At 69.9% G+C, this 20455-nt stretch carries 22 protein-coding genes; 15 read left to right on the forward strand and 7 right to left on the reverse strand.

The features are described 5' to 3' along the window. Window positions 1-40 precede the first annotated feature (40 nt). The 3 genes from fabG (at window position 41) to ABZY45_RS05860 (ending at window position 2103) form a co-directional block, all read left to right on the forward strand. The gene (fabG, locus tag ABZY45_RS05850; protein ID WP_356736467.1) at window positions 41-760 is read left to right on the forward strand and encodes a 3-oxoacyl-[acyl-carrier-protein] reductase; all 720 of its coding nucleotides are present in this window, start codon (window positions 41-43) and stop codon (window positions 758-760) included. Window positions 761-765: 5 nt separating this feature from the next. Beyond that, window positions 766-1533, forward strand: coding sequence for an enoyl-ACP reductase FabI (fabI, locus tag ABZY45_RS05855; RefSeq protein ID WP_356736469.1), 768 nt, complete (start codon window positions 766-768; stop codon window positions 1531-1533). 198 nt (window positions 1534-1731) lie between these two features. After that, complete coding sequence (locus tag ABZY45_RS05860; protein ID WP_356736471.1) at window positions 1732-2103, forward strand: hypothetical protein; 372 nt, start codon at window positions 1732-1734, stop codon at window positions 2101-2103. Window positions 2104-2125: 22 nt separating this feature from the next. Here the strand turns inward: ABZY45_RS05860 and ABZY45_RS05865 are convergent, their stop codons facing one another. Then, a complete protein-coding gene (locus ABZY45_RS05865) occupies window positions 2126-2806 on the reverse strand; it encodes a FadR/GntR family transcriptional regulator (protein WP_356736473.1) in 681 nt (226 codons plus the stop codon). A 130-nt stretch (window positions 2807-2936) separates the two neighbouring features. On the opposite strand from ABZY45_RS05865, the gene ABZY45_RS05870 reads away from it, so the two are divergent. From ABZY45_RS05870 to ABZY45_RS05885, 4 genes are all read left to right on the forward strand, one after another. Beyond that, window positions 2937-4202 carry an MFS transporter gene (locus tag ABZY45_RS05870; RefSeq protein WP_356736475.1) on the forward strand — a complete coding sequence of 422 codons (1266 nt, stop codon included), beginning with the start codon at window positions 2937-2939 and terminating at the stop codon, window positions 4200-4202. Window positions 4203-4219: 17 nt separating this feature from the next. Next, window positions 4220-4336, forward strand: a complete 117-nt coding sequence (locus ABZY45_RS05875; protein WP_086010434.1) for an SGM_5486 family transporter-associated protein — start codon at window positions 4220-4222, stop codon at window positions 4334-4336. A 148-nt stretch (window positions 4337-4484) separates the two neighbouring features. Then, window positions 4485-4691: a hypothetical protein gene (locus ABZY45_RS05880; RefSeq protein ID WP_356736477.1), complete on the forward strand. Its 207-nt coding sequence runs from the start codon at window positions 4485-4487 to the stop codon at window positions 4689-4691. Between the two features lie 100 nt (window positions 4692-4791). Next, on the forward strand, window positions 4792-5310 hold the full coding sequence (locus ABZY45_RS05885; RefSeq protein WP_356736479.1) for a histidine phosphatase family protein: 519 nt from the start codon (window positions 4792-4794) through the stop codon (window positions 5308-5310). Between the two features lie 113 nt (window positions 5311-5423). Here ABZY45_RS05885 and serB read toward each other — a convergent pair whose 3' ends face one another. Further along, window positions 5424-6680, reverse strand: a complete 1257-nt coding sequence (gene serB / locus ABZY45_RS05890; protein ID WP_356736481.1) for a phosphoserine phosphatase SerB — start codon at window positions 6678-6680, stop codon at window positions 5424-5426. Window positions 6681-6959: 279 nt separating this feature from the next. Between serB and ABZY45_RS05895 the strand changes: the two genes are divergently transcribed. Continuing rightward, the gene (locus tag ABZY45_RS05895) at window positions 6960-9551 is read left to right on the forward strand and encodes an FHA domain-containing protein (protein ID WP_356736483.1); all 2592 of its coding nucleotides are present in this window, start codon (window positions 6960-6962) and stop codon (window positions 9549-9551) included. A 141-nt stretch (window positions 9552-9692) separates the two neighbouring features. On the opposite strand, the gene ABZY45_RS05900 is transcribed toward ABZY45_RS05895, so the two are convergent. Then, entirely contained in the window at window positions 9693-10454 is a 762-nt protein-coding gene (locus ABZY45_RS05900; RefSeq protein ID WP_356736485.1) for a transglycosylase SLT domain-containing protein, read from the reverse strand. Between the two features lie 493 nt (window positions 10455-10947). On the opposite strand from ABZY45_RS05900, the gene ABZY45_RS05905 reads away from it, so the two are divergent. Next, window positions 10948-12093, forward strand: a complete 1146-nt coding sequence (locus ABZY45_RS05905; RefSeq protein ID WP_356736487.1) for a GAF domain-containing sensor histidine kinase — start codon at window positions 10948-10950, stop codon at window positions 12091-12093. Next, window positions 12086-12730, forward strand: coding sequence for a response regulator transcription factor (locus ABZY45_RS05910; RefSeq protein ID WP_356736489.1), 645 nt, complete (start codon window positions 12086-12088; stop codon window positions 12728-12730). The genes ABZY45_RS05905 and ABZY45_RS05910 overlap by 8 nt, the downstream gene beginning before the upstream one ends. A gap of 253 nt (window positions 12731-12983) precedes the next feature. Here the strand turns inward: ABZY45_RS05910 and ABZY45_RS05915 are convergent, their stop codons facing one another. Further along, window positions 12984-13763 (reverse strand): hypothetical protein, encoded by a 780-nt coding sequence (locus ABZY45_RS05915; RefSeq protein WP_356736491.1) that lies wholly within the window; start codon window positions 13761-13763, stop codon window positions 12984-12986. A 120-nt stretch (window positions 13764-13883) separates the two neighbouring features. Here ABZY45_RS05915 and ABZY45_RS05920 point away from each other — a divergent pair, with 120 nt between their 5' ends. From ABZY45_RS05920 to ABZY45_RS05935, 4 genes are all read left to right on the forward strand, one after another. Beyond that, a complete protein-coding gene (locus ABZY45_RS05920; RefSeq protein WP_356736493.1) occupies window positions 13884-14684 on the forward strand; it encodes an ABC transporter ATP-binding protein in 801 nt (266 codons plus the stop codon). Window positions 14685-14749: 65 nt separating this feature from the next. After that, window positions 14750-15178, forward strand: a complete 429-nt coding sequence (locus tag ABZY45_RS05925) for an NfeD family protein (protein ID WP_356736495.1) — start codon at window positions 14750-14752, stop codon at window positions 15176-15178. 137 nt (window positions 15179-15315) lie between these two features. After that, window positions 15316-16245: an SPFH domain-containing protein gene (locus tag ABZY45_RS05930; RefSeq protein WP_356736497.1), complete on the forward strand. Its 930-nt coding sequence runs from the start codon at window positions 15316-15318 to the stop codon at window positions 16243-16245. Window positions 16246-16329: 84 nt separating this feature from the next. Then, on the forward strand, window positions 16330-17097 hold the full coding sequence (locus tag ABZY45_RS05935) for a sulfite exporter TauE/SafE family protein (protein WP_356736499.1): 768 nt from the start codon (window positions 16330-16332) through the stop codon (window positions 17095-17097). A gap of 62 nt (window positions 17098-17159) precedes the next feature. Here the strand turns inward: ABZY45_RS05935 and ABZY45_RS05940 are convergent, their stop codons facing one another. The 3 genes from ABZY45_RS05940 to ABZY45_RS05950 form a co-directional block, all read right to left on the reverse strand. After that, on the reverse strand, window positions 17160-17666 hold the full coding sequence (locus ABZY45_RS05940; protein WP_031099942.1) for an HNH endonuclease: 507 nt from the start codon (window positions 17664-17666) through the stop codon (window positions 17160-17162). Between the two features lie 141 nt (window positions 17667-17807). Continuing rightward, the gene (locus ABZY45_RS05945) at window positions 17808-18341 is read right to left on the reverse strand and encodes a YbhB/YbcL family Raf kinase inhibitor-like protein (protein ID WP_356736501.1); all 534 of its coding nucleotides are present in this window, start codon (window positions 18339-18341) and stop codon (window positions 17808-17810) included. Window positions 18342-18397: 56 nt separating this feature from the next. Then, window positions 18398-19180: a sporulation protein gene (locus ABZY45_RS05950; RefSeq protein ID WP_356736503.1), complete on the reverse strand. Its 783-nt coding sequence runs from the start codon at window positions 19178-19180 to the stop codon at window positions 18398-18400. An 85-nt stretch (window positions 19181-19265) separates the two neighbouring features. On the opposite strand from ABZY45_RS05950, the gene ABZY45_RS05955 reads away from it, so the two are divergent. Then, entirely contained in the window at window positions 19266-19907 is a 642-nt protein-coding gene (locus ABZY45_RS05955) for a DNA-3-methyladenine glycosylase (RefSeq protein ID WP_356736505.1), read from the forward strand. Window positions 19908-20455 lie beyond the last annotated feature (548 nt).

Raw genomic sequence — 20455 nt, forward strand, 5'->3', positions numbered from 1 at the left:
GGTTTTCGAGGTACCAGACCGCCAAGGAAAGGGTGATCCGTTGAGCCGCTCGGTTCTCGTCACCGGAGGAAACCGGGGCATCGGCCTCGCCATCGCCCGCGCCTTCGCCGACAACGGCGACAAGGTCGCCGTCACCTACCGCTCGGGAGAGCCGCCTCAGGAACTCACCGACGCGGGGGTCCTGGGCGTTCGGTGCGACATCACCGACACCGAGCAGGTGGAGCAGGCCTACAAGGAGATCGAGGAGAAGCACGGTCCCGTGGAGGTGCTGGTCGCCAACGCCGGTATCACCAAGGACCAGTTGCTGATGCGGATGTCCGAGGAGGATTTCACCTCGGTCCTCGACACCAACCTCACCGGCACCTTCCGCGTCGTCAAGCGGGCCAACCGCGCGATGCTGCGCGCGAAGAAGGGCCGGGTCGTCCTGATCTCCTCCGTCGTCGGCCTCCTCGGCTCGGCCGGACAGGCCAACTACGCGGCGTCCAAGGCGGGCCTGGTCGGTTTCGCCCGGTCGCTGGCCCGTGAGCTCGGCTCGCGCAACATCACCTTCAACGTCGTCGCGCCCGGGTTCGTCGACACCGACATGACGCAGGTGCTCACCGACGAGCAGCGCAAGGACATCGTGTCGCAGGTGCCGCTCGGCCGCTACGCGCAGCCCGCGGAGATCGCCGCCGCGGTGCGCTTCCTCGCGTCCGACGACGCGTCTTACATCACTGGAGCCGTCATCCCCGTTGACGGCGGATTGGGCATGGGTCACTGATCACCATGAGCGGAATTCTCGACGGCAAGCGCATCCTCATCACGGGTGTGCTGATGGAGTCGTCCATCGCTTTCCACACCGCGAAGGTGGCCCAGGAGCAGGGCGCCGAGGTCATCCTCACCGCCTTCCCGCGGCCGACGCTGACCGAGCGCATCGCCAAGAAGCTTCCCAAGCCCGCCAAGGTCATCGAGCTCGACGTCACCAGCGACGAGCACCTGGAGCGGCTCGCCGGCCTGGTCAAGGAGGAGCTCGGCTCGCTGGACGGCGTCGTGCACTCCATCGGCTTCGCGCCGCAGGACGCGCTCGGCGGCAACTTCCTGAACACCCCGTTCGAGTCGGTCGCCACCGCGATGCACGTCTCGGCGTTCTCGCTGAAGTCGCTCGCCATGGCGTGCAAGCCGCTCATGGCGGAGGGTGGCTCGATCGTCGGCCTCACCTTCGACGCGCAGTTCGCCTGGCCCCAGTACGACTGGATGGGCCCGGCCAAGGCCGCGCTGGAGGCCACCTCCCGCTACCTCGCCCGCGACCTGGGCAAGGACAGCATCCGCTGCAACCTGATCTCGGCCGGGCCGATCGGCTCCATGGCCGCCAAGTCCATCCCGGGCTTCGGTGAGCTCGCGGACGTCTGGAACCACCGCTCCCCGCTGGAGTGGAACATGGCCGACCCGGAGCCGGCCGGCCGTGGGGTCGTGGCGCTGCTCTCCGACTTCTTCCCGAAGACGACGGGCGAGATCATCCACGTCGACGGCGGCGTGCACATGATGGGCGCCTGACCGCCCAGGACCACCGACAGCCGCGCACTCCCGCGAGGGGTGCGCGGCTGTCGCGCGTCCGGGCCTCGCCGGGGTGCGCCGCTGTCCGTACGCCCTGGCCCCACCCCGCCCCTCTCCGCTCAAGTCGAAAAGATCGCCGCCCCACCGCAGAATGTGGGGGAACCGGACTTTTGGTCAGGCTGTGGGGAGGAGATCGCTGTGCGCTCCACACGTCGCCGAACCTGGGCCCTGCTCGCAGCGGCGGCCGTCATCGCGGGAATCGCGGCTCCGGTCGCCGTGAGCGCGGCCAACCGGGCGGGTAGCGGAGCGTCGGCGCCCCTCGCGCCGGAACCCGGACCCTCGGGCTCCGAATGCCGTACGTCGGTCGAGGGCTCCCGGGTGACCGCCTACTGCCACAACCCGTATCCCAGCACGGATGTCGTACGCCTCCACACCGAGTGCGCGCGCTGGTGGGACGTCGACGCCGACAGCAGCGCGGTCGCCGTGCAGCCGGGCCGGACGGTCAAGCTGGAGGACCGCTGCTGGAAAGAGGTCGGCTCGGTCTGGGTCAGCCATTCGGTGACCTCCTGAGAGGTCCCGGATCTGCTTCCCCTCAGGCCTGGGCCCGCTCGCGCAGGCAGTCCATCGCGTGGGCCGCGGCCTCGGCGGCTGCCGTCTCCGCGTCACCCGCACGGATCGCCTCGACGAGCCGGGTGTGGTCCATGAGTTCCTCCGGCCGCAGTTCCGGTCCCACGTCGTCGCGCAGGTAGTCGCGGAGCAGGTCGTTCAGATCGGCGTAGAGCTCCGTCAGCACGTCGTTGTGGGACGCGGCGACCACGGCGAGGTGCAAGGTCGCGTCCGCGGCCACGAAGGCCTCCAGGTCCCCGGAGGCCCAGGTCTCCTCGCGGCGCGCCATCAGCGCGTCCAGCTGCCGCAGGTCCCGGTCCGTGCGCCGCAGTGCCGCCAGCCGGGCCGCCGAGGACTCCAGCGTGGAGCGCAGCTCGGCCACGTGCCGGGGGTCGGCGTCCGCGAACCTGCGGTGCATCACCCCGGCCAGCTCGCTGGTCGCCACCACGTACGTACCGGAGCCCTGGCGGATGTCCAGCAGCCCGTTGTGCGCCAGGGCGCGCACCGCCTCGCGCACGGTGTTGCGGGCGACCCCCAGCTGTTCGACCAGCTCGGGTTCGGTGGGGATCCGCGAGCCAACAGGCCACTCGCCGGCGGTGATCTGGTTCCTCAGCTGGGCAATCACCTGATCGGCGAGAGCCGAACGCCGCGGGGACGTCAGCGCCATGCTGCTCCTTGCTCGTGTTCCGGAAGGGGGCGTCCGGGAGGTGCGGGCCCGTCGGATCGTCTCCCCCGATTGTCTCAGGGGCCGACGCGAGGTGGACAGTCAATCATCCCATGATTCTATGATGGGTCCCATGCGTTCCGACGAGTCCCCGACCCTGAGCCCCGCCGCCACCCCCGCACGCGCGCGGTCCGCCCCCGCGCCGTCGCCCTGGGTGCTGCGGACCGTCATCCTCGGCCTCGTTCTCGCCGCGCTCAACCTCCGGCCCGCGATCACCAGCCTCGGCCCCCTCCTCGAAGAGGTCCGGGACGGGCTGCACATGAGCGGCAGCGTGGCCGGTGTCCTCACCTCCGTACCACCGCTCTGCTTCGCGCTCTTCGGCTTCACGGCCCCACGGCTGGCCCGCCGCTTCGGAGCCGGCGCCGTCGTCTGCGCGGGCATGGTCGCCATCGCCGTGGGCCTGCTGCTGCGCCCCTTCGTGGGCGGCACCGCCGGGTTCCTCGCCGCCAGCGCCCTCGCGCTGATGGGGATCGCGGTCAGCAACGTCCTGATGCCCGTCATCGTCAAGCGCTGGTTCCCCGACCGGGTCGGCACCATGACCGGTCTCTACTCGATGGCCCTGGCCCTCGGCACCGCCCTCGCCGCCGCCCTCACCGTGCCTCTGACCGACGCGCTGGGCGGTAACTGGCGGACCGGGCTGGTGGTGTGGGCCGCCCTTGCCGCGGTCGCCGTCCTGCCGTGGCTCCCGCTCGTACGGGACCGCGGCCGCGGCCCCGGCTCCGGGCAGCCGGCGGAACAGGCCCCGCAGCACGCTCCCGCGCCGAGGATCACCCGTAGCCGTACCTCGTGGGCGCTGGCCTGCTTCTTCGGCCTCCAGGCCACGGCGGCCTACATCACCATGCAGTGGATGCCGCAGATCTTCCGCGACGCCGGCGTCTCGGCGGGCACCGCGGGCGTCCTGCTCGCCGTGACCATGGCCATGGGCGTACCGCTCGCCTTCGTCATCCCGCGCGTCGCCGCCCGGCTGAAGAACCAGGGGCCGATCGCCCTGGTGCTGGGTGGGTGCGGCCTCATCGGCTACGCGGGTCTGTACATGGCCCCGGCCGGCGGCGCCTGGCTCTGGGCGCTGCTGCTCGGCATCGCCAACTGCGCCTTCCCGCTCGCCCTCACCATGATCGGGATGCGGGCCCGCACCGGCGCGGGCGTGGTCAGGCTCTCCGCCTTCGCCCAGTCCACGGGCTATCTGATCGCCGCCCCGGGGCCGCTGCTCGTCGGGGTCCTCTACCAGCACAGCGGCGGCTGGGGACTTCCGATCGCCCTGATGGCGGGGCTCCTGGTGCCGCAGATGGTGGCCGGGGTGCTCGCGGGACGGGACCGGACGATCGAGGACGAATGCTGAGATGCGACACTGTGCGCATGCCAGTGCTCGATCCGAATCCCCAGAACGGCCAGAAGAAGCTCCTCCTCGTGTTCGGGACGATGCTTCTCATCTCAGTCGTCATCGGTGTGATCGCCACCATCGCCTCCCCCTGACCGGCCTCGACCGTCCTCGATGGTGGGGCTGCCCCCACCATCCCCTAGGGGGCCAGGTTCAGGGTGGAGTGGGTGGGTCACCGGATGGGACCGCCGCCGGCCGGCCCGTAGGTTCTGGGTAACACAGCCGAGGACCACGGAGGCGGACATGCCGGCCCGTACACACACCCGGACCCACCGCCCGGCCGAGGGCACCTTCGAGGTCCGGCTGCCGTGGTGGGCGATCGCGCTGCCCGCCCTCGCCTTCGCCGGACTGCTCCTGCTGATCGTGGAACCGGGCCAGGCCCACGCGGCGGCCGGCGACCCCGCGATCGGCCGGCTGCTGGGCCGCCTCATGGCGCTGCTGCCCGCCTGACCGGCGCCCCGAGGCCTGCCGGTGCCGTCGTTTCACCCGTGACGGGCGAGCACGCCAACACCCTGCGCCCGGAAGCGCAATTCGTGCGAAGCTGAGGTGTATGAGCGCCGATACACCTCGCAGGATCGTCCTTCTCAGGCACGCAAAGGCGGAATGGTCGCAGGAGTCCGACCATGAGCGGCCACTGGCCGAACGGGGCAGGAAGGACGCCCCCGTCGCCGGCCGCAAGCTGGCCGATTCAGGAACCGCCTTCGATCTGGCGCTGTGCTCGACCGCCACCAGGACCCGCGAGACCTGGAAGCTCGCGGTCCACGAGTTCGCGCAGCGCCCCAGGACCGTGTACGAGGAGAGGTTGTACGAGGCCTCCCTCGGCGAGCTGATCGCCCTGTTCGACGAGACCCCCGACGACGTGCGCAATCTGCTGGTCATCGGCCACAACCCCGGTATGCACGGCGCGGCGGACGCGCTCAGCGGATCGGCCGAGGGTGACGCCCTCTCCCGCATGACCAGGGACGGGTTCCCGACCGCGGCCTATGCGGTCGTCGAGTTCACCGGCCCCTGGAAGACGCTGGAACACGGCGTGGGCAAGCTCGTCGAGTACTGGACGCCGAACGACTGACCGCGGACACGGAAAGGGGGGCCGGCACAGTCACTGTGCCGGCCCCCTTCACGCTCGGTCTTTTGCGCCGGTACCGGTCTCCCGGTCCTGGAAGTGCGCCGGTACCGGGTGCGTCAGTCCACGAGGCCGTCGGCGGCCTCGACCTCCTCGCGGGTGATCCCGAGCAGATACAGCACGGTGTCCAGGAACGGGACGTTCACCGCGGTGTGGGCGGCCTGGCGGACGACCGGCTTGGCGTTGAACGCGACACCGAGGCCGGCGGTGTTCAGCATGTCCAGATCATTCGCGCCGTCGCCGATCGCGACCGTCTGCGCCAGCGGTACCCCCGCCTGCTCCGCGAAGCTGCGCAGCAGCCGGGCCTTGCCCGCCCGGTCCACGATGTCGCCCACCACCCGTCCGGTGAGCTTGCCGTCGACGACCTCCAGCGTGTTGGCGGAGGCGAAGTCGAGCCCGAGCCGCTCCTTGAGGTCGTCCGTGACCTGCGTGAAGCCACCCGAGACCACGCCTACCTGGTAGCCGAGCCGCTTCAGCGTGCGGATCAGGGTGCGGGCGCCGGGGGTCAGCCGGACCTCGGTCCGCACCTTGTCCACCACGGACACATCGAGCCCCGCCAGCAACGCCACGCGTGCGTGCAGCGACTGCTCGAAGTCGAGCTCGCCCCGCATGGCCTGCTCCGTCACCGAGGCGACCTCGGCCTCGCAGCCCGCATGGGCGGCGAAGAGCTCGATGACCTCGTCCTGGATGAGCGTCGAGTCCACGTCCATCACGACCAGGCGCTGCGCGCGGCGGCTCAGTCCGGCCGACACGACCGCGATGTCGACGCCGATGCCGGCGGCCTCCGTCGCCAGGGCGGTGCGCAGCTCCTCGGTCCCCGTACCCGACACCGCGAATTCGACAGCGGTGACGGGATATTTCGCCAGACGGAAGATGCGGTCGATGTTGCCGCCCGTCGAGGTGATCCTGGCCGCTATGGCCGCCGTGGACTCCGCGGTCAGCGGGTGTCCCAGCACGGTCACATGGGAACGGCCGTAGCCGCGGGGCCGGTTGTCACCCGTGCCCGAGATGATCTCCGCCTGGAGCTTCAGGGACTCCGCCCAGCTGTGCACGGTGGCCCGGAGGTCGCCCTCGGTCGTGCCGTCCGGGGCGGGGGAGGTCACCAGGGCGCACAGCACGATGCGGCCACGGGTGACCACCTGCTCGATGTCCACAACATCGACGGCGTAGGCGGCCAGGGTGTCGAAGAGTCCGGCGGTGATGCCCGGACGGTCCTTCCCGAAGATCTTGACGAGAAGGGTGGGTGCGTCCGCGTACCGAGGGGGCTCGGGGAGCTCAGGAGACCGGGGAGACCGAGGTGGCTGAGATGCGCTCATGGTGGTCCCACCGTATAGGGCGGCCGGGGGAGCTCCGAAGCCGTCCCGAGTGGCGGACAGCCCGGGACACTGCCCGGGAGGGGGCGGCGGCCCGGCGAAGGGGTGCCTCGGATGCGGTGCTCCCTACCGCTTTCTCCCGAGTCCGCGGGCGGGATGCGGAGCCTCCGCGCCCTCTTCACGCCGCCCGGCTTTCCGTCGGGGGACCGCTCCTGGAATAGTTCCCCACGATGTTCAGCATCCCTAGGCTCCCCGCGGCGGGAGCGACACGGGGGACAACTAGTGGGGCGCGGAGTGCCGGAACTCGTACTGGAATTGAATGGAAGGACCTGGACGCTCGATCCGTCCAGGTCGTACACCCTCGGACGTGATCCGCAGGGCGACCTGGTGATCGACGACGCCAGAGTGTCGTGGCGGCATGCCACGATCAGCTGGAACGGGCGCGGCTGGTCCATCGAGGACCACGGCAGCACCAACGGCACGTATGTGCAGGGCCGGCGGATCCAGCAGCAGGAGATCGGCCCCGGGACGGCCGTGCACCTGGGCAACGCCACCGACGGACCCCGGCTGAGCCTCACGGCCGCCGCGGGTGCCGGAGTCCAGGGCGGGCACGCGGTGGGAGCCCAGCAGGCCCCCGTACAGCAGCCCCACCAGGCTCCGGTGCAGCAGCAGCCCCACCAAGCCGCGGTGCGTCAGCCGCATCAGGCTCCCGTGCAGCCGCCCCAGCAGCAGGGTGCGGGCGGATGGCCCGGCGGGCCCGCGCAGCAGCAGGGCTGGCAGCAGGCTCCGGTCCCGCACCAGCAGGGCCACGGGGGCGGGGCGGGTGCCCTCGGGGGCGGGGCGGGTGCGCCGCCGGTCTACGGGGACCGCAGCCCGACCACCTTCCACCAGCTGGACCTCGGCCGCGTCATGCGGATCGGCCGTGCGCTGGAGAACGAGCTGGTCGTCTCCGACCTGCAGGTGTCACGCCTGCACGCGGAATTCAGGGCGACTCCCGACGGCCGCTTCGAGATCCGTGACCTCGGGTCCCACAACGGCACGTACGTCAACGGCCAGCCGCTCAGCAAGTCCGGTTCGGCGCTCATCGGCCCGAACGACATCGTCGGTGTCGGCCACTCGACCTTCCGGCTGGTCGGGGACCGGCTGGAAGAATTCGTCGACACCGGTGAGGTCTCCTTCTCGGCCCGCCACCTCACGGTCACCGTCGACGGCGGCAAGGACATCCTCAAGGACGTCTCCTTCGGCGTCCCCGAGAAGTCGCTGATCGCCGTCATCGGCCCGTCGGGCTCCGGCAAGTCCACCCTGCTCAAGGCGCTGACCGGCTACCGGCCCGCCAACCAGGGCGACGTCCTCTACGACAACCGGAACCTGTACAAGCAGTTCGCCGAGCTGCGGCAGCGCATCGGCCTGGTGCCGCAGGACGACATCCTGCACAAGGAACTCACGGTCACCAGGGCACTGCGGTACGCGGCCAAGCTGCGTTTCCCCGCGGACACGACCGAGGCCGAACGCACCGCCCGGATCCACGAGGTCCTCGCCGAGCTCAAGCTCGACATCCACAAGGACAAGAAGATCACCTCGCTCTCCGGCGGCCAGCGCAAGCGCGTCTCGGTCGCCCTGGAGCTGCTCACCAAGCCGTCGCTGATCTTCCTGGACGAGCCGACCTCGGGTCTCGACCCGGGCATGGACCGCGACGTCATGCAGCTGCTGCGCGGCCTGGCCGACGACGGCCGTACGGTCCTCGTGGTCACGCACTCCGTGGCCGAGCTCGCCATCTGCGACAAGCTCCTGGTGATGGCGCCCGGCGGCTCCGTCGCCTACTTCGGCCCGCCCGAGGAGGCGCTGAACTTCTTCGGCTACACCAGCTGGGCCGACGTCTTCTCCGCGTTCGAGAACTACCGCGACTACGACTGGGCGGGACGCTGGCGTGGCTCGCAGCACTACCAGATGTACGCCGCGGACATCGACGCCGTCGCCGCGCAGTCCGTACACATGCCCCCGCCGCAGCAGATGCGCCCGCCGAAGCCTTCGGGATGGGCGGCCCAGCTGTGGACGCTGATGCGCCGCTACGTCTCGGTGATCGCCTCCGACAAGGGCTTCCTGCTCCTGATGGTGCTCCTGCCGGCGGTGCTCGGAGTCGTCAGCGTCGTCATCCCCGCCGAGTTCGGCCTCGCGGAGCCCGAGCCGCCCTCGCGGTTCAACGGCAAGGCCGGGACCATCATGCTGATCCTCGCGGTCGGCATGTGCTTCGCCGCCGCGGCCAACTCCGTACGAGAACTGATCAAGGAACGGGTGATCTACGAGCGGGAACGGGCCACCGGGCTCTCCCGTTCCGCCTACCTGCTGTCCAAGGTGATCGTCCTCGGCGTGATCACGGCCTTCCAGGGCGTGATCATCTGCGGCATCGGCTTCTCCACCCGCAAGCTGCCGGAGGAGGGCCTGTTCATGCCTCCCGCCGTGGAGATCTGCGTGTCGATCATCGTGCTCGGCTTCACCTCGATGATGGTGGGCCTGCTGATCTCCGCGCTCGTGAAGACCGCCGAGAAGACCATGCCGCTGCTGGTCATGTTCGCCATCGTCCAGGTCGTCTTCACCGGCGTGCTCTTCCAGGTCTACGGGTCGCCGGGCCTGGAGCAGTTCGCCTGGCTGATGCCGTCGCGCTGGGCGGTGGCCGCCGCGGGCACCACGCTGGACCTCGCCCACCTCATGCCGCCGTGGGACCCGGAGAACCCGACGGACCTGGACCCGCTCTGGGAGCACGCGGCCGGGCAGTGGGGGATCGACATCGCGGTCATGCTCGTCATGAGCGGGGTTCTCTTCTTCGCCGTCTCGCGGATGCTGCGCCGCCACGAGCCCGAAGTGATGCGCAAGTAGCGCCGCCGGGCCGCACCGGCCGGTCCCGGAAACGCCCGAGGGCGGCACCCCACGGGGTGCCGCCCTTCGGCATGTGCCTGCCGGTCACGCGACGCTGCGTGCCGGCGGGTCAGCTCTGCCAGGCCCTGCTCGGTGCGTGACTCAGTACGCGCTGTCGACGTTGTCGATCGAGCCGTACTTGTCCGCGGCGTAGTTGGCGGCAGCGGTGATGTTGGCGACCGGGTCGTACTGGTCGTGCTTGGTGCCCTTGACGTGGTAGAAGTCGAAGGTCGGCTTGATGACCTGCAGCAGGCCCTTCGACGGGACGCCGTTGATCGCGTTGATGTCCCAGTTGTTGATGGCGCGCGGGTTACCGCTGGACTCACGCATGATGTTGCGGTGCAGGCCCTCGTACGTGCCGGGGATGTCCTTCTTGTCCATGATGGCGAGCGCCTCACGGATCCAGCCGTCGAGGTTGTTCGCGTAGACCGGCTTGCGGTCGGCGGCGCGGCTGGCCTTCTCGGCGGAGCGCTTCTTCGCGGCGGCCTTGGCCTTCGCCTCGGCCTTCTTCTTCGCGGCGGCCTTGCTCTTGGCCTCGGCGACGGCCTTGGCCTTCGCCTCTGCCTTGTCGGCCGCCTTCTTCTTCGCGGCCGTCTCCTCGGCCTTGGCCGCGTCGACGGTCTTCACGAGCTGGTCGGTCGTGTTCTGCCCCAGGCCGGTGGCCTTGAGGGTCTGCGTCTGCGAGCCGGTGTACGCGACCGGCGCGGCGGCCGAAGCGGCCTGCGGCTCGGTCGTGGCCGACGCGTCCTGCGGGACGAGCGAGAAGGCGAGAGCGGCGGCGGCCAGGGTCGAGACCCCCGCGACGGAGAGCTTCTGCGCCTTGTTCAGACGACGGCTACGGCTGGAGATGCGGGACACGGACATACAGTCGTACCTCTTCGAATAGCAGGGGTCCTCGGCGAGGACGCGGACGGAAGCGCCGGGGCGCATCTCCGTCGGGGACAGATGCAATTCTTAGCGCCAGCAAAATGGCCTGGCAAAGGTGTGACGTACGAAGCTGAGTAGTGGAAAGGGGTCTCGTTCGTTCCCGCTTGTCCGGTTTGAACCCCGAAAAATTGCCCGCTTTGCGTCAACTATCCGTCTTCGTAAGTGACGTGGGTCCTATGCCTGGGCTCACATGGAGAGCCCTTCACGCTCACGAATAGTTGCTTGTGTGATGCGGAGCGTAAGGGGCATCTCGGGCATGCCGAAGGCGGGAGTCCGGGCGCCGCCGGGCGTCTGCCGGAGAGCGGGGCCGGGCTGCCGGCACCCGCGGCGGGGCCCGGCCTGCGGCCGTGAGGCCCTAGGCCCAGGGTCCCGTCCCGGGCCCGTCCACAGGCCGATACGGCGGCGCCGGGCCCGCCGGTACGGTGAGCACATGAGTCACCGCCCACCGTCGGGCCTCGCCGCGGTCAGCGCCGCGCTGCTCGCCATGAGCCGGCACCTCGAGGTGCGGGACGTCCTCAAGACCATCGTCGCGTCCGCGCGTGAACTGCTGGACGCCGAGTACGCGGCGCTCGGGGTGCCGGACGACCACGGCGGCTTCGCCCAGTTCGTCGTCGACGGTGTGAGCGACGAGCAGTGGAAGGCCATCGGGCCGCTGCCCCGGCAGCACGGCATCCTCGCGGCGATGCTCCACGAGCCGAAGCCCCAGCGGCTCGCCGACGTGACCCAGGACCCCCGCTTCGAGGGCTGGCCCGACGCACACCCCGACATGTCCGACTTCCTCGGACTGCCCATCCAGGACGGCGACGAGACCATCGGCGCGCTCTTCCTCGCCAACAAGCGCTGCGCCCGCCCGGCGGGCGGCTGCGGCTTCACCGAGGAGGACGAGGAACTCCTCGGGATCCTCGCGCAGCACGCCGCCATCGCCCTCAACAACGCACGTCTCTACGAGCGCAGCCGCGAACTCACGATCGCGGAGGAGCGCTCACGGCTCGCCCACGAGCTGCACGACGCCGTCAGCCAGAAGCTCTTCTCGCTCCGGCTCACCGCGCAGGCCGCCGCCGCTCTGGTCGACCGCGACCCGGTCCGCGCCAAGGGCGAGCTCCACCAGGTCGCCGCCCTGGCGGGTGAGGCCGTGGACGAGCTGCGGGCCGCCGTCGTCGAACTGCGCCCCGCGGCCCTGGACGAGGACGGCCTCGTCGCGACGCTCCGTACACAGGTCCAGGTCCTGGACCGCGCCCACACCGCACGGGTCACCTTCGAGAGCGCCGGGGTGCGCGCCCTGCCCGCCGGCCAGGAGGAGGCGATGCTCCGGGTCGCGCAGGAGGCCCTGCACAACGCCCTGCGTCACTCCGGCGCCGGGCGGGTCGCCGTCACCCTCACCCGCGACACGTCCGCCGTCATGCTGCGGATCACCGACGACGGCCGCGGCTTCGACACCGACGCGGTGCGCCACGCGGGCCGGCATCTGGGGCTCGTGTCGATGCGGCACCGGGCGGGCAGTGTCGGAGGCCGCCTCACCGTCGAGTCGGGGCCCGGTGAGGGCACGACCGTCCAGATGGAGGTTCCCTGTGGCTGACAAGATCATCAAGGTGCTGCTGGTCGACGACCACCAGGTGGTCCGCCGGGGACTGCGCACCTTCCTGGAGGTCCAGGACGACATAGAGGTCGTCGGGGAGGCGGCGGACGGGGCGGAGGGTGTCGCCAGGGCCGAGGAGCTGCGGCCGGACGTGGTCCTGATGGACATCAAGATGCCGGGTACGGACGGCATCGAGGCGCTGCGCAGACTGAGGGAGCTGGAGAACCCCGCCAAGGTCCTGATCGTCACCAGCTTCACCGAGCAGCGCACGGTGGTACCCGCGCTGAGGGCGGGGGCCTCGGGATACGTGTACAAGGACGTGGACCCGGACGCCCTCGCCGGTGCCATCCGCTCGGTGCACGCGGGTCATGTGCTGCTCCAGCCGGAGGTGGCAGGCGCGCTGCTGGCCCAGGAGGACACGGGTGGCGGCACCGGCAGGGGGAGCACGCTGACCGAGCGGGAGCGTGAGGTGCTCGGTCTGATCGCCGACGGGCGCTCCAACCGGGAGATCGCGCGAGCGCTCGTCCTGTCGGAGAAGACCGTGAAGACCCATGTGTCGAACATTCTGATGAAGCTCGACCTGGCGGACAGGACCCAGGCGGCGCTGTGGGCGGTCCGGCACGGAGCCGCGGGGTGACAGAGGTGCGGGTCGCCGTGGGGGCTGGTGGCTTCGGTGGTGCCGGTCGCTGTCCGGGGCCGAGGAGGATCCCGAACCCGGCCTTCGGCAACCTCGGCCCGAACGGCTGACCGCCGCCTCACCCCCACCGGCCGCCGGGCGGGCTCGACCGAGCCCCCGGCGGCCGGTGCCGTGCCGTCCGGTCCGAGGCGCTTCGGCCGGCGCCCGCGACACGCGCCTACCGGTCCGAGGTGCGAGGCCGGGGACGCGGCGCCTACCGCCCCCGCTCCTCCACATACGCGTTGTACGCCGCGACCTGCGCCCGCCGGGCCACCCGCTCCACCGGCCGCAGCGCCTCGCCCCGGGCCGCGATCTCCGAAGCGCTCACCGCGCCGCCGTGCCCGTTCTCATGGGCCACCGACACCAGCAGCCCCACCCGCTGCGCCAGCTCCAGCACGCGGACCGCCCGCGGCGGATAACCCGGCGCCAGGACCTCGCGCCCCCGCTCCGCCCGCGCCCGGTACGCGTCCACAGCGGCCTCCGCGACCGGGCCGGAGCCGGCGACGTCCAGACGCGACAGCACCGCTGTCGCGTCCCGCAGGGCCTCGGCGAGCTCCCGCTCCGCCTCGCCCAGCGACGGCACATCGGCAGGCGGCGCCTCCCGTACGGGCAGGCACTGCCACACCACCTCGACATGAAGATCCCCGGCGGGCCCCACCTCGCTCACCTCGGGCACGAGGCCGTACGGCGCGCCGGAGGTGACGACGGCCTCCTGCGCGTCGAGCGCCCGCGCGTTGAAGTCGGGCGGACCGCTGAGCCCCAGCGGGTGGCCGGGCACCGGCAGCGCGACCCGGAAACCGGTCGCGCCCAGCCCCCTCAGCCGGCCGAGCGCCAGGGTGAGACCGACCGGACCGGACTCGTCCGGCAGCCCCTCCACACGATGGACCGCGTCCTCGCCGACGATCGCGAGCGCCGCGTCGTCGGGTGACACAAGTCCGGCCAAAAGCGCGTTTCCCCATGCGGCGAGCCGCCCTGAGCGTGGTTCCGAAAGCATGGGGACAGCCTAGGGAACGGCCCCAAGGCCTGAGCACTCTCCGGGTGGCGTAGGTTTTCCCTGGGAGCTGTGCCCACAGGCACGCGACGATCTCGACACTGTATGGGGAGACAACGCGCCATGAGCGATGTACTGGAGCTGGTGGACGTATCCGTGGTCCGCGACGGACGCGCTCTGGTGGACGACGTCTCCTGGTCGGTCAAGGAGGGGGAGCGCTGGGTCATCCTGGGCCCGAACGGCGCCGGCAAGACCACCCTCCTCAACCTCGCCTCCAGCTACCTCTTCCCCAGCGCCGGTACGGCCAAGATCCTCGGTGAGCGGCTCGGCGGGGTCGGGACCGACGTCTTCGAGCTCCGGCCCCGCATCGGGATGGCCGGTGTGGCGATGGCCGAAAAGCTCCCCAGGCGCCAGACCGTGCTGCAGACGGTGCTGACAGCCGCGTACGGCATGACCGCCACCTGGCACGAGGACTATGAAGCCGTCGACGAGGAGCGCGCCCGCGCCTTCCTCGACCGCCTCGGCATGACCGAGTACCTCGACCGCAAGTTCGGCACGCTCTCCGAGGGCGAGCGCAAGCGCACCCTCATCGCCCGCGCCATGATGACCGACCCCGAGCTGCTCCTCCTCGACGAGCCCGCCGCGGGGCTCGACCTCGGCGGGCGCGAGGACCTGGTACGCCGCCTCGGCCGGCTGGCCCGGGACCCGTACGCCCCCTCCATGATCATGGTCACCCACCACGTCGAGGAGATCGCCCCCGGCTTCACCCATGTCCTGATGATCCGTCAGGGCAAGGTGCTGGCCGCCGGCCCCATGGAGACCGAGCTCAGCTCCCGGAATCTCTCCCTCTGCTTCGGCCTGCCGCTCATCGTCGAGCACCACGGCGACCGCTACACCGCCCACGGGCTGCCCCTCGGCCGGTAGTCGCACCACGGCCAACCTCTCCTGCGCCCTGTCGGGGAGCGCACCCGCGGTCCTACGATGACCCTGTGGACATCGACGCGTGGGTGTGGTGGCTGATCGGAGCGGTGGGACTGGGCATCCCCCTCGTCCTGACCGCGATGCCCGAATTCGGGATGTTCGCCGTCGGGGCGGTGGCCGCTGCCGTCGTCGCGGCCCTCGGCGGCGGCATCGTGGCCCAGGTCCTGGTCTTCGTCGTGGTCTCGGTGGCCCTGATCGCCGTCGTACGCCCCATCGCGGCCAGACACCGTGCGGGCCGGCCCGGGGAAGCCACCGGCATCGACGCCCTGAAAGGCCGTCAAGCCGTGGTGCTGGAACGGGTGGACGCCAACGGCGGGCGCATCAAGCTCGCCGGTGAAGTCTGGTCCGCCCGCGCACTCGACGCCGACCAGAGCTTCGAACCCGGCTTTCAGGTCGACGTCGTGGACATCGACGGTGCAACGGCCGTCGTCATGTGAGCGAACCGGTCACACGGCAGCCCGCAGTCTGCCAAACTCGAAGTCGATCATCATGGCAATGCAACTGTCGTGAACACCATGACAGTTCGACCTCGATCACCGCGATCCGTCGGCAACCGAAGGGCACGAGGCACACGATGCAACCGATCATCATCGTCCTGATCATTCTGGTGGTGCTCGTCTTCATCGCCCTGATCAAGACGATCCAGGTCATCCCGCAGGCCAGTGCCGCCATCGTGGAGCGCTTCGGCCGCTACACCCGCACCCTCAACGCCGGGCTGAACATCGTCGTCCCGTTCATCGACTCGATCCGCAACCGGATCGACCTCCGCGAACAGGTCGTCCCCTTCCCGCCGCAGCCGGTGATCACCCAGGACAACCTGGTCGTCAACATCGACACCGTCATCTACTACCAGGTGACCGACGCCCGCGCCGCCACGTACGAAGTGGCCAGCTACATCCAGGCGATCGAGCAGCTCACCGTCACCACACTGCGCAACATCATCGGTGGCATGGACCTCGAGCGGACCCTGACCTCCCGCGAGGAGATCAACGCGGCGCTGCGTGGAGTCCTCGACGAGGCCACCGGCAAGTGGGGCATCCGCGTCAACCGCGTCGAGCTCAAGGCCATCGAGCCGCCCACCTCCATCCAGGACTCGATGGAGAAGCAGATGCGTGCCGACCGCGACAAGCGGGCCGCCATCCTCACCGCCGAGGGCATCAGGCAGTCCGCGATCCTCACCGCCGAAGGCGAGAAGCAGTCCGCGATCCTGCGCGCCGAGGGTGAGGCCAAGGCATCCGCGCTCCGCGCCGAAGGTGAGGCGCAGGCCATCCGTACGGTCTTCGAGTCCATCCACGCGGGGGACCCGGACCAGAAGCTCCTCTCGTACCAGTACCTCCAGATGCTCCCCAAGATCGCCGAGGGCGATGCCAACAAGCTCTGGATCGTGCCCAGCGAGATCGGTGACGCGCTCAAGGGTCTCAGCGGAGCCTTCGGCAACCTCGGCAGCGGTGCGCCCGGCTTCAACACCGGTTCGGAGCGCAGGGAGCAGCCCCCGGTCGAATGACCGGGAAACACCTTCGTGCATGATCAGTGAGGCCCCTCGACCTTCATGGCGGGGAGGCATCACTGACCATCGAAGGAGATGGCCTTGTCCATCTGGGAAATGCTCGCCGTCCTCGCGGCCGGGATCGGCGCCGGCACGATCAACACCATCGTCGGCTCCGGCACGCTGATCACCTTCCCGGTGCTGCTCGCCACCGGCCTGCCACCGGTCACCGCGACCGTGTCCAACGCACTCGGCCTGATCCCGGGCTCCATCAGCGGGGCGATCGGTTACCGCGAGGAACTCACCGGCCAGCGCCGCCGGATACTGAAGCTGAGCGTCGGCGCGCTGATCGGCGGTCTCACCGGGGCCACCCTCCTGCTCGCGCTGCCCTCCACGGCGTTCGAGACGATCGTCCCCGTCCTGGTGGCCCTCGCTCTCGTCCTCGTCATCCTGCAACCGCGCATCAGCAAGGCGGTCCAGCGCAGGCGCGAGCACAACGGCACCTCCGCCCGCGCCGACGGCGGGCCGCTGCTCTTCGTCGGCCTGATGCTCGCCAGCGTCTACGGCGGCTACTTCACGGCGGCGCAGGGCATCATCTACCTCTCCCTGATGGGCATGCTGCTCGACGACACGATGCAGCGCCTCAACGCCGTCAAGAACGTCCTCGCCGCCGTCGTCAACAGCGTCGCCGCGCTCTTCTTCCTCTTCGTCGCGGACTTCGACTGGACGGCCGTCGTGCTCATCGCCGTGGGCTCAGCGATCGGCGGCCAGATAGGCGCCAAGGTCGGCCGCAGGCTCAGCCCGGGCTTCCTGCGCATCCTGATCGTCGTCGTCGGCACCGCCGCCATCGTCCAGCTGCTGCTCCGCTGACGCACGGGAGCCCGCCCCTCCGGCACGAAGGGGCGGGCTCCACAGCCGTCCGGGCGCGCGGTTCACGCGGCCGAGCGCGCCAGCCACTCCGGCAGCGCCGACCGGTCACCGGCTCCCAGCGCCAGCAGCATCGCGTCCGCAGGCGACGGCACGAAAGGCTGCCGGAGCAGTGGCATGCCCGCCTGCTCGGGCGTCCGGGCCGCCTTGCGGTGGTTGTCCTCGGCACACGAGGCGACCGTGTTCAGCCAGGTGTCCTGACCACCCTGGGCGCGCGGCACCACGTGGTCCACAGTGCTCGCGCGCCGGCCGCAGTACGCACACCGGTGCTGGTCCCGTATGAGTACACCCCTCCTGGACCACGGCGCGTGTCTTCGGAACGGCACCCGTACGTACCGGCAGAGCCTGATCACCCGGGGCACCGGGATGTCCACGGCGGCACCTCGCATGCGGAGCCCGGGATGCGACTGCTCGACGACGGCCTTGTCCTGCAGGATCAGGACCACCGCGCGGTTGAGCGTCACCGTCGACAGCGGCTCGAAGCTCGCATTGAGTACAAGTGTGTCCCGCATCCTGCCCACCTCCCGTGTGCCGCCCGTCTGTCGGCGGGCCCGGAACAACTCTGTCCGGGCGAACCGTGATGGACAACGCAATAAAAAGTGCCCTGCCCTGATCTCTCCAAGACCAGGGCAGGGCAAACAGGAGGCGAACCTTCAGCTTGTGGGAGCGGTGTACTCCCCGACGAGCTGTGCGCGGCCCAGAGTGTGGAACCGCAGGTTGAATCCGACCACCGCGGGCGAGGCGTCACTGTCGGGCCCGAGCTTCTCGGTGTCCACCGCGTAGACGGTGAACACGTAACGGTGGTTCTCACCCGCCGGCGGAGCGGCACCGCCGAACTCCTTCGACCCGTAGTCGTTCCGGGCCTGGACCGCCCCCGGGGGCAGTCCTTCGAACGCCCCGCTCCCCGCACCGGCCGGGAGCTCCGTGACCGACGCCGGGATGTCGAAGAGCACCCAGTGCCAGAACCCGCTGCCCGTGGGGGCGTCCGGGTCGAAGCACGTCACGGCGAAGCTCTTCGTCTCCGCGGGGAAGCCCTCCCACCGCAACTGCGGCGAGGTGTTGCCCGCCGCGTACACCTGGGCGTCCGCCAGCACGGCGCCCGGCGCCAGATCCTCGCTCACCACGGTGAACGAAGGGACCTCGGGGTGGAAGTCGTGCGGCAGCGGCGCCCTCTTCGGCTCGGTCACGTCAGCACCTCTCCTGATCGGCTGTGGGGTGTCCTTCCCCTCGACCTTAGGGGGTGTCAGAGCCAGTTGCGCTGGCCGCCGACCTGCGCGAGCCACTGGTTGAGGTAAGCGGCCCAGTCGGTGCCCTGGAAGTCGTTCAGCCCCACCTTGAACGCGCGGTACGAGTCGCTGCCCTCGCTGAAGAGGCCCGGCTTCTTGTCCATCTCGAGCACGACGTCCATCTCGCGGTCGTCGGCGATGAACGTCAGCTCCACCTGGTGCAGGCCACGGTACTGCTGCGGCGGGAAGAACTCGATCTCCTGGTAGAAGGGCAGCCGCTGGCGCGTCCCGCGGATGTGGCCACGCTCCATGTCGGCGGAGCGGAAGCCGAAGCCCAGCTGCCCGAAGGCGTCCAGGATGGCCTGCTGCGCGGGCAGCGGGTGCACGTTGACGGGGTCGAGGTCGCCGGAGTCCACCGCACGGGCGATCTCCAGCTCCGTCGTCACCCCGATGTTCATGCCGCGCAGATGCTGGCCGCCGAACATGGTGATCGGCGTCTCCCAGGGGACCTCGAGCCCGAAGGGCACGACGTGCACCGCGCCGGCCTTCACCTCGAAGGCACCGCCGAGGCGCTGCTTGGTGAACTCGATGTCCTGCTTGGTCTCCTGGTCTCCGCCCTCGACCTCGACCCGCGCCTGCATTCCGACCGAGAGGCCCTCGATCTGCTGGTCCACGGATCCGCCCTGGATGCGGACCTCGCCCTGGACGACGCCACCGGGGACGACGTTGAGTTCGGTCAGTTCGGTCTCGACCGAAGCACCGCCGGCACCCATGCTCGCGAGCAGCCGCTTGAAGCCCATGTTTTCCTCCTTGGTCCTGACCCCTACATACGCGCCACGACGGTAGCCGGTTCCCGAAGCGCCGAGCCCAGTACCCTCGGACGCCATGAACGAGGGCATGGACCGCACGCCGCTGACGCGGGACTTCTTCGACCGCCCCGTCCAGGAGGTGGCCCCCGATCTGCTGGGCCGCATCCTGGTCAGGAACACCGACCAGGGCCCCATCGAGCTACGGCTGACCGAGGTCGAGGCGTACGCGGGAGAGGTCGATCCGGGCTCCCACGCCTTTCGCGGCCGCACGGCCCGCAACAGCGTGATGTTCGGACCGCCCGGCCACTCGTACGTCTACTTCACGTACGGGATGTGGCACTGCCTCAATCTGGTGTGCGGTCCCGAGGGGCGCGCGAGCGGTGTGCTGCTGCGGGCGGGGGAGATCGGCGTCGGTGCGGAGATGGCCCGCAAACGTCGGTTCTCGGCCCGGCACGACAGAGAACTGGCCAAAGGGCCGGCACGTCTGGCCACCGCCCTCGATGTGGACCGCGCGCTGAACGGAGTCGACGCCGTGGGCTGTCCGCCGGGTCCGCTCTCCGTCCTCCAGGGGGCACCGCCCTCCCGCGACCAGGTGCGGAGCGGTCCCCGTACCGGAGTGGGCGGTGACGGCGCCCACCAGCCGTGGCGCTTCTGGATCGACGGGGACCCCACGGTCAGCCCGTACCGGGCCCATGTGCCGCGCCGCCGCCCAACTTGACTCGTCCCAGCCGCTTCCCTAATGTAGTCCGAGCCGCTTGAACGGATGCAGTTGTCGGCGCGGTCCATCGGACCGGGTCGAGGCATCGTGAGAGGGCCAACCACTACCTACGATTCACCCCTGGCGGGTGCAATTTCGGCATGCCGGAATTTCGCCCATCGGCTCGATTATGAGTCGCAGCGGAAATCAGTTAACGTAGTGACCACGCCGAAAGGGAAACGCGAAAGCGAAGAACTGGAAAGCGAAACAAGCAGTAACCCGCTTCGACCGGGAATCGGACACGAAAGAGTCTGATAGAGTCGGAAACGCAAGAACGAAGGGAAGCGCCCGGAGGGCCCCGGTGAAACGGGACCGAAGGAAGCGTCCGTTCCTTGAGAACTCAACAGCGTGCCAAAAGTCAACGCCAGATATGTTGATACCCCGGCCTGCATCGCAGGTTGGTGGTTCCTTTGAAAAAGTCCTGCACGATCTTCGGGTCGGGTAGGCAACAACAGCGAGGACGCTGTGAACGACCGGTCTTATTCCGACCTGGTCGTTCCGCTCTCGTG

The sequence above is a fragment of the Streptomyces sp. NPDC006516 genome, from assembly GCF_040611875.1.
GTDB lineage: Bacteria > Actinomycetota > Actinomycetes > Streptomycetales > Streptomycetaceae > Streptomyces.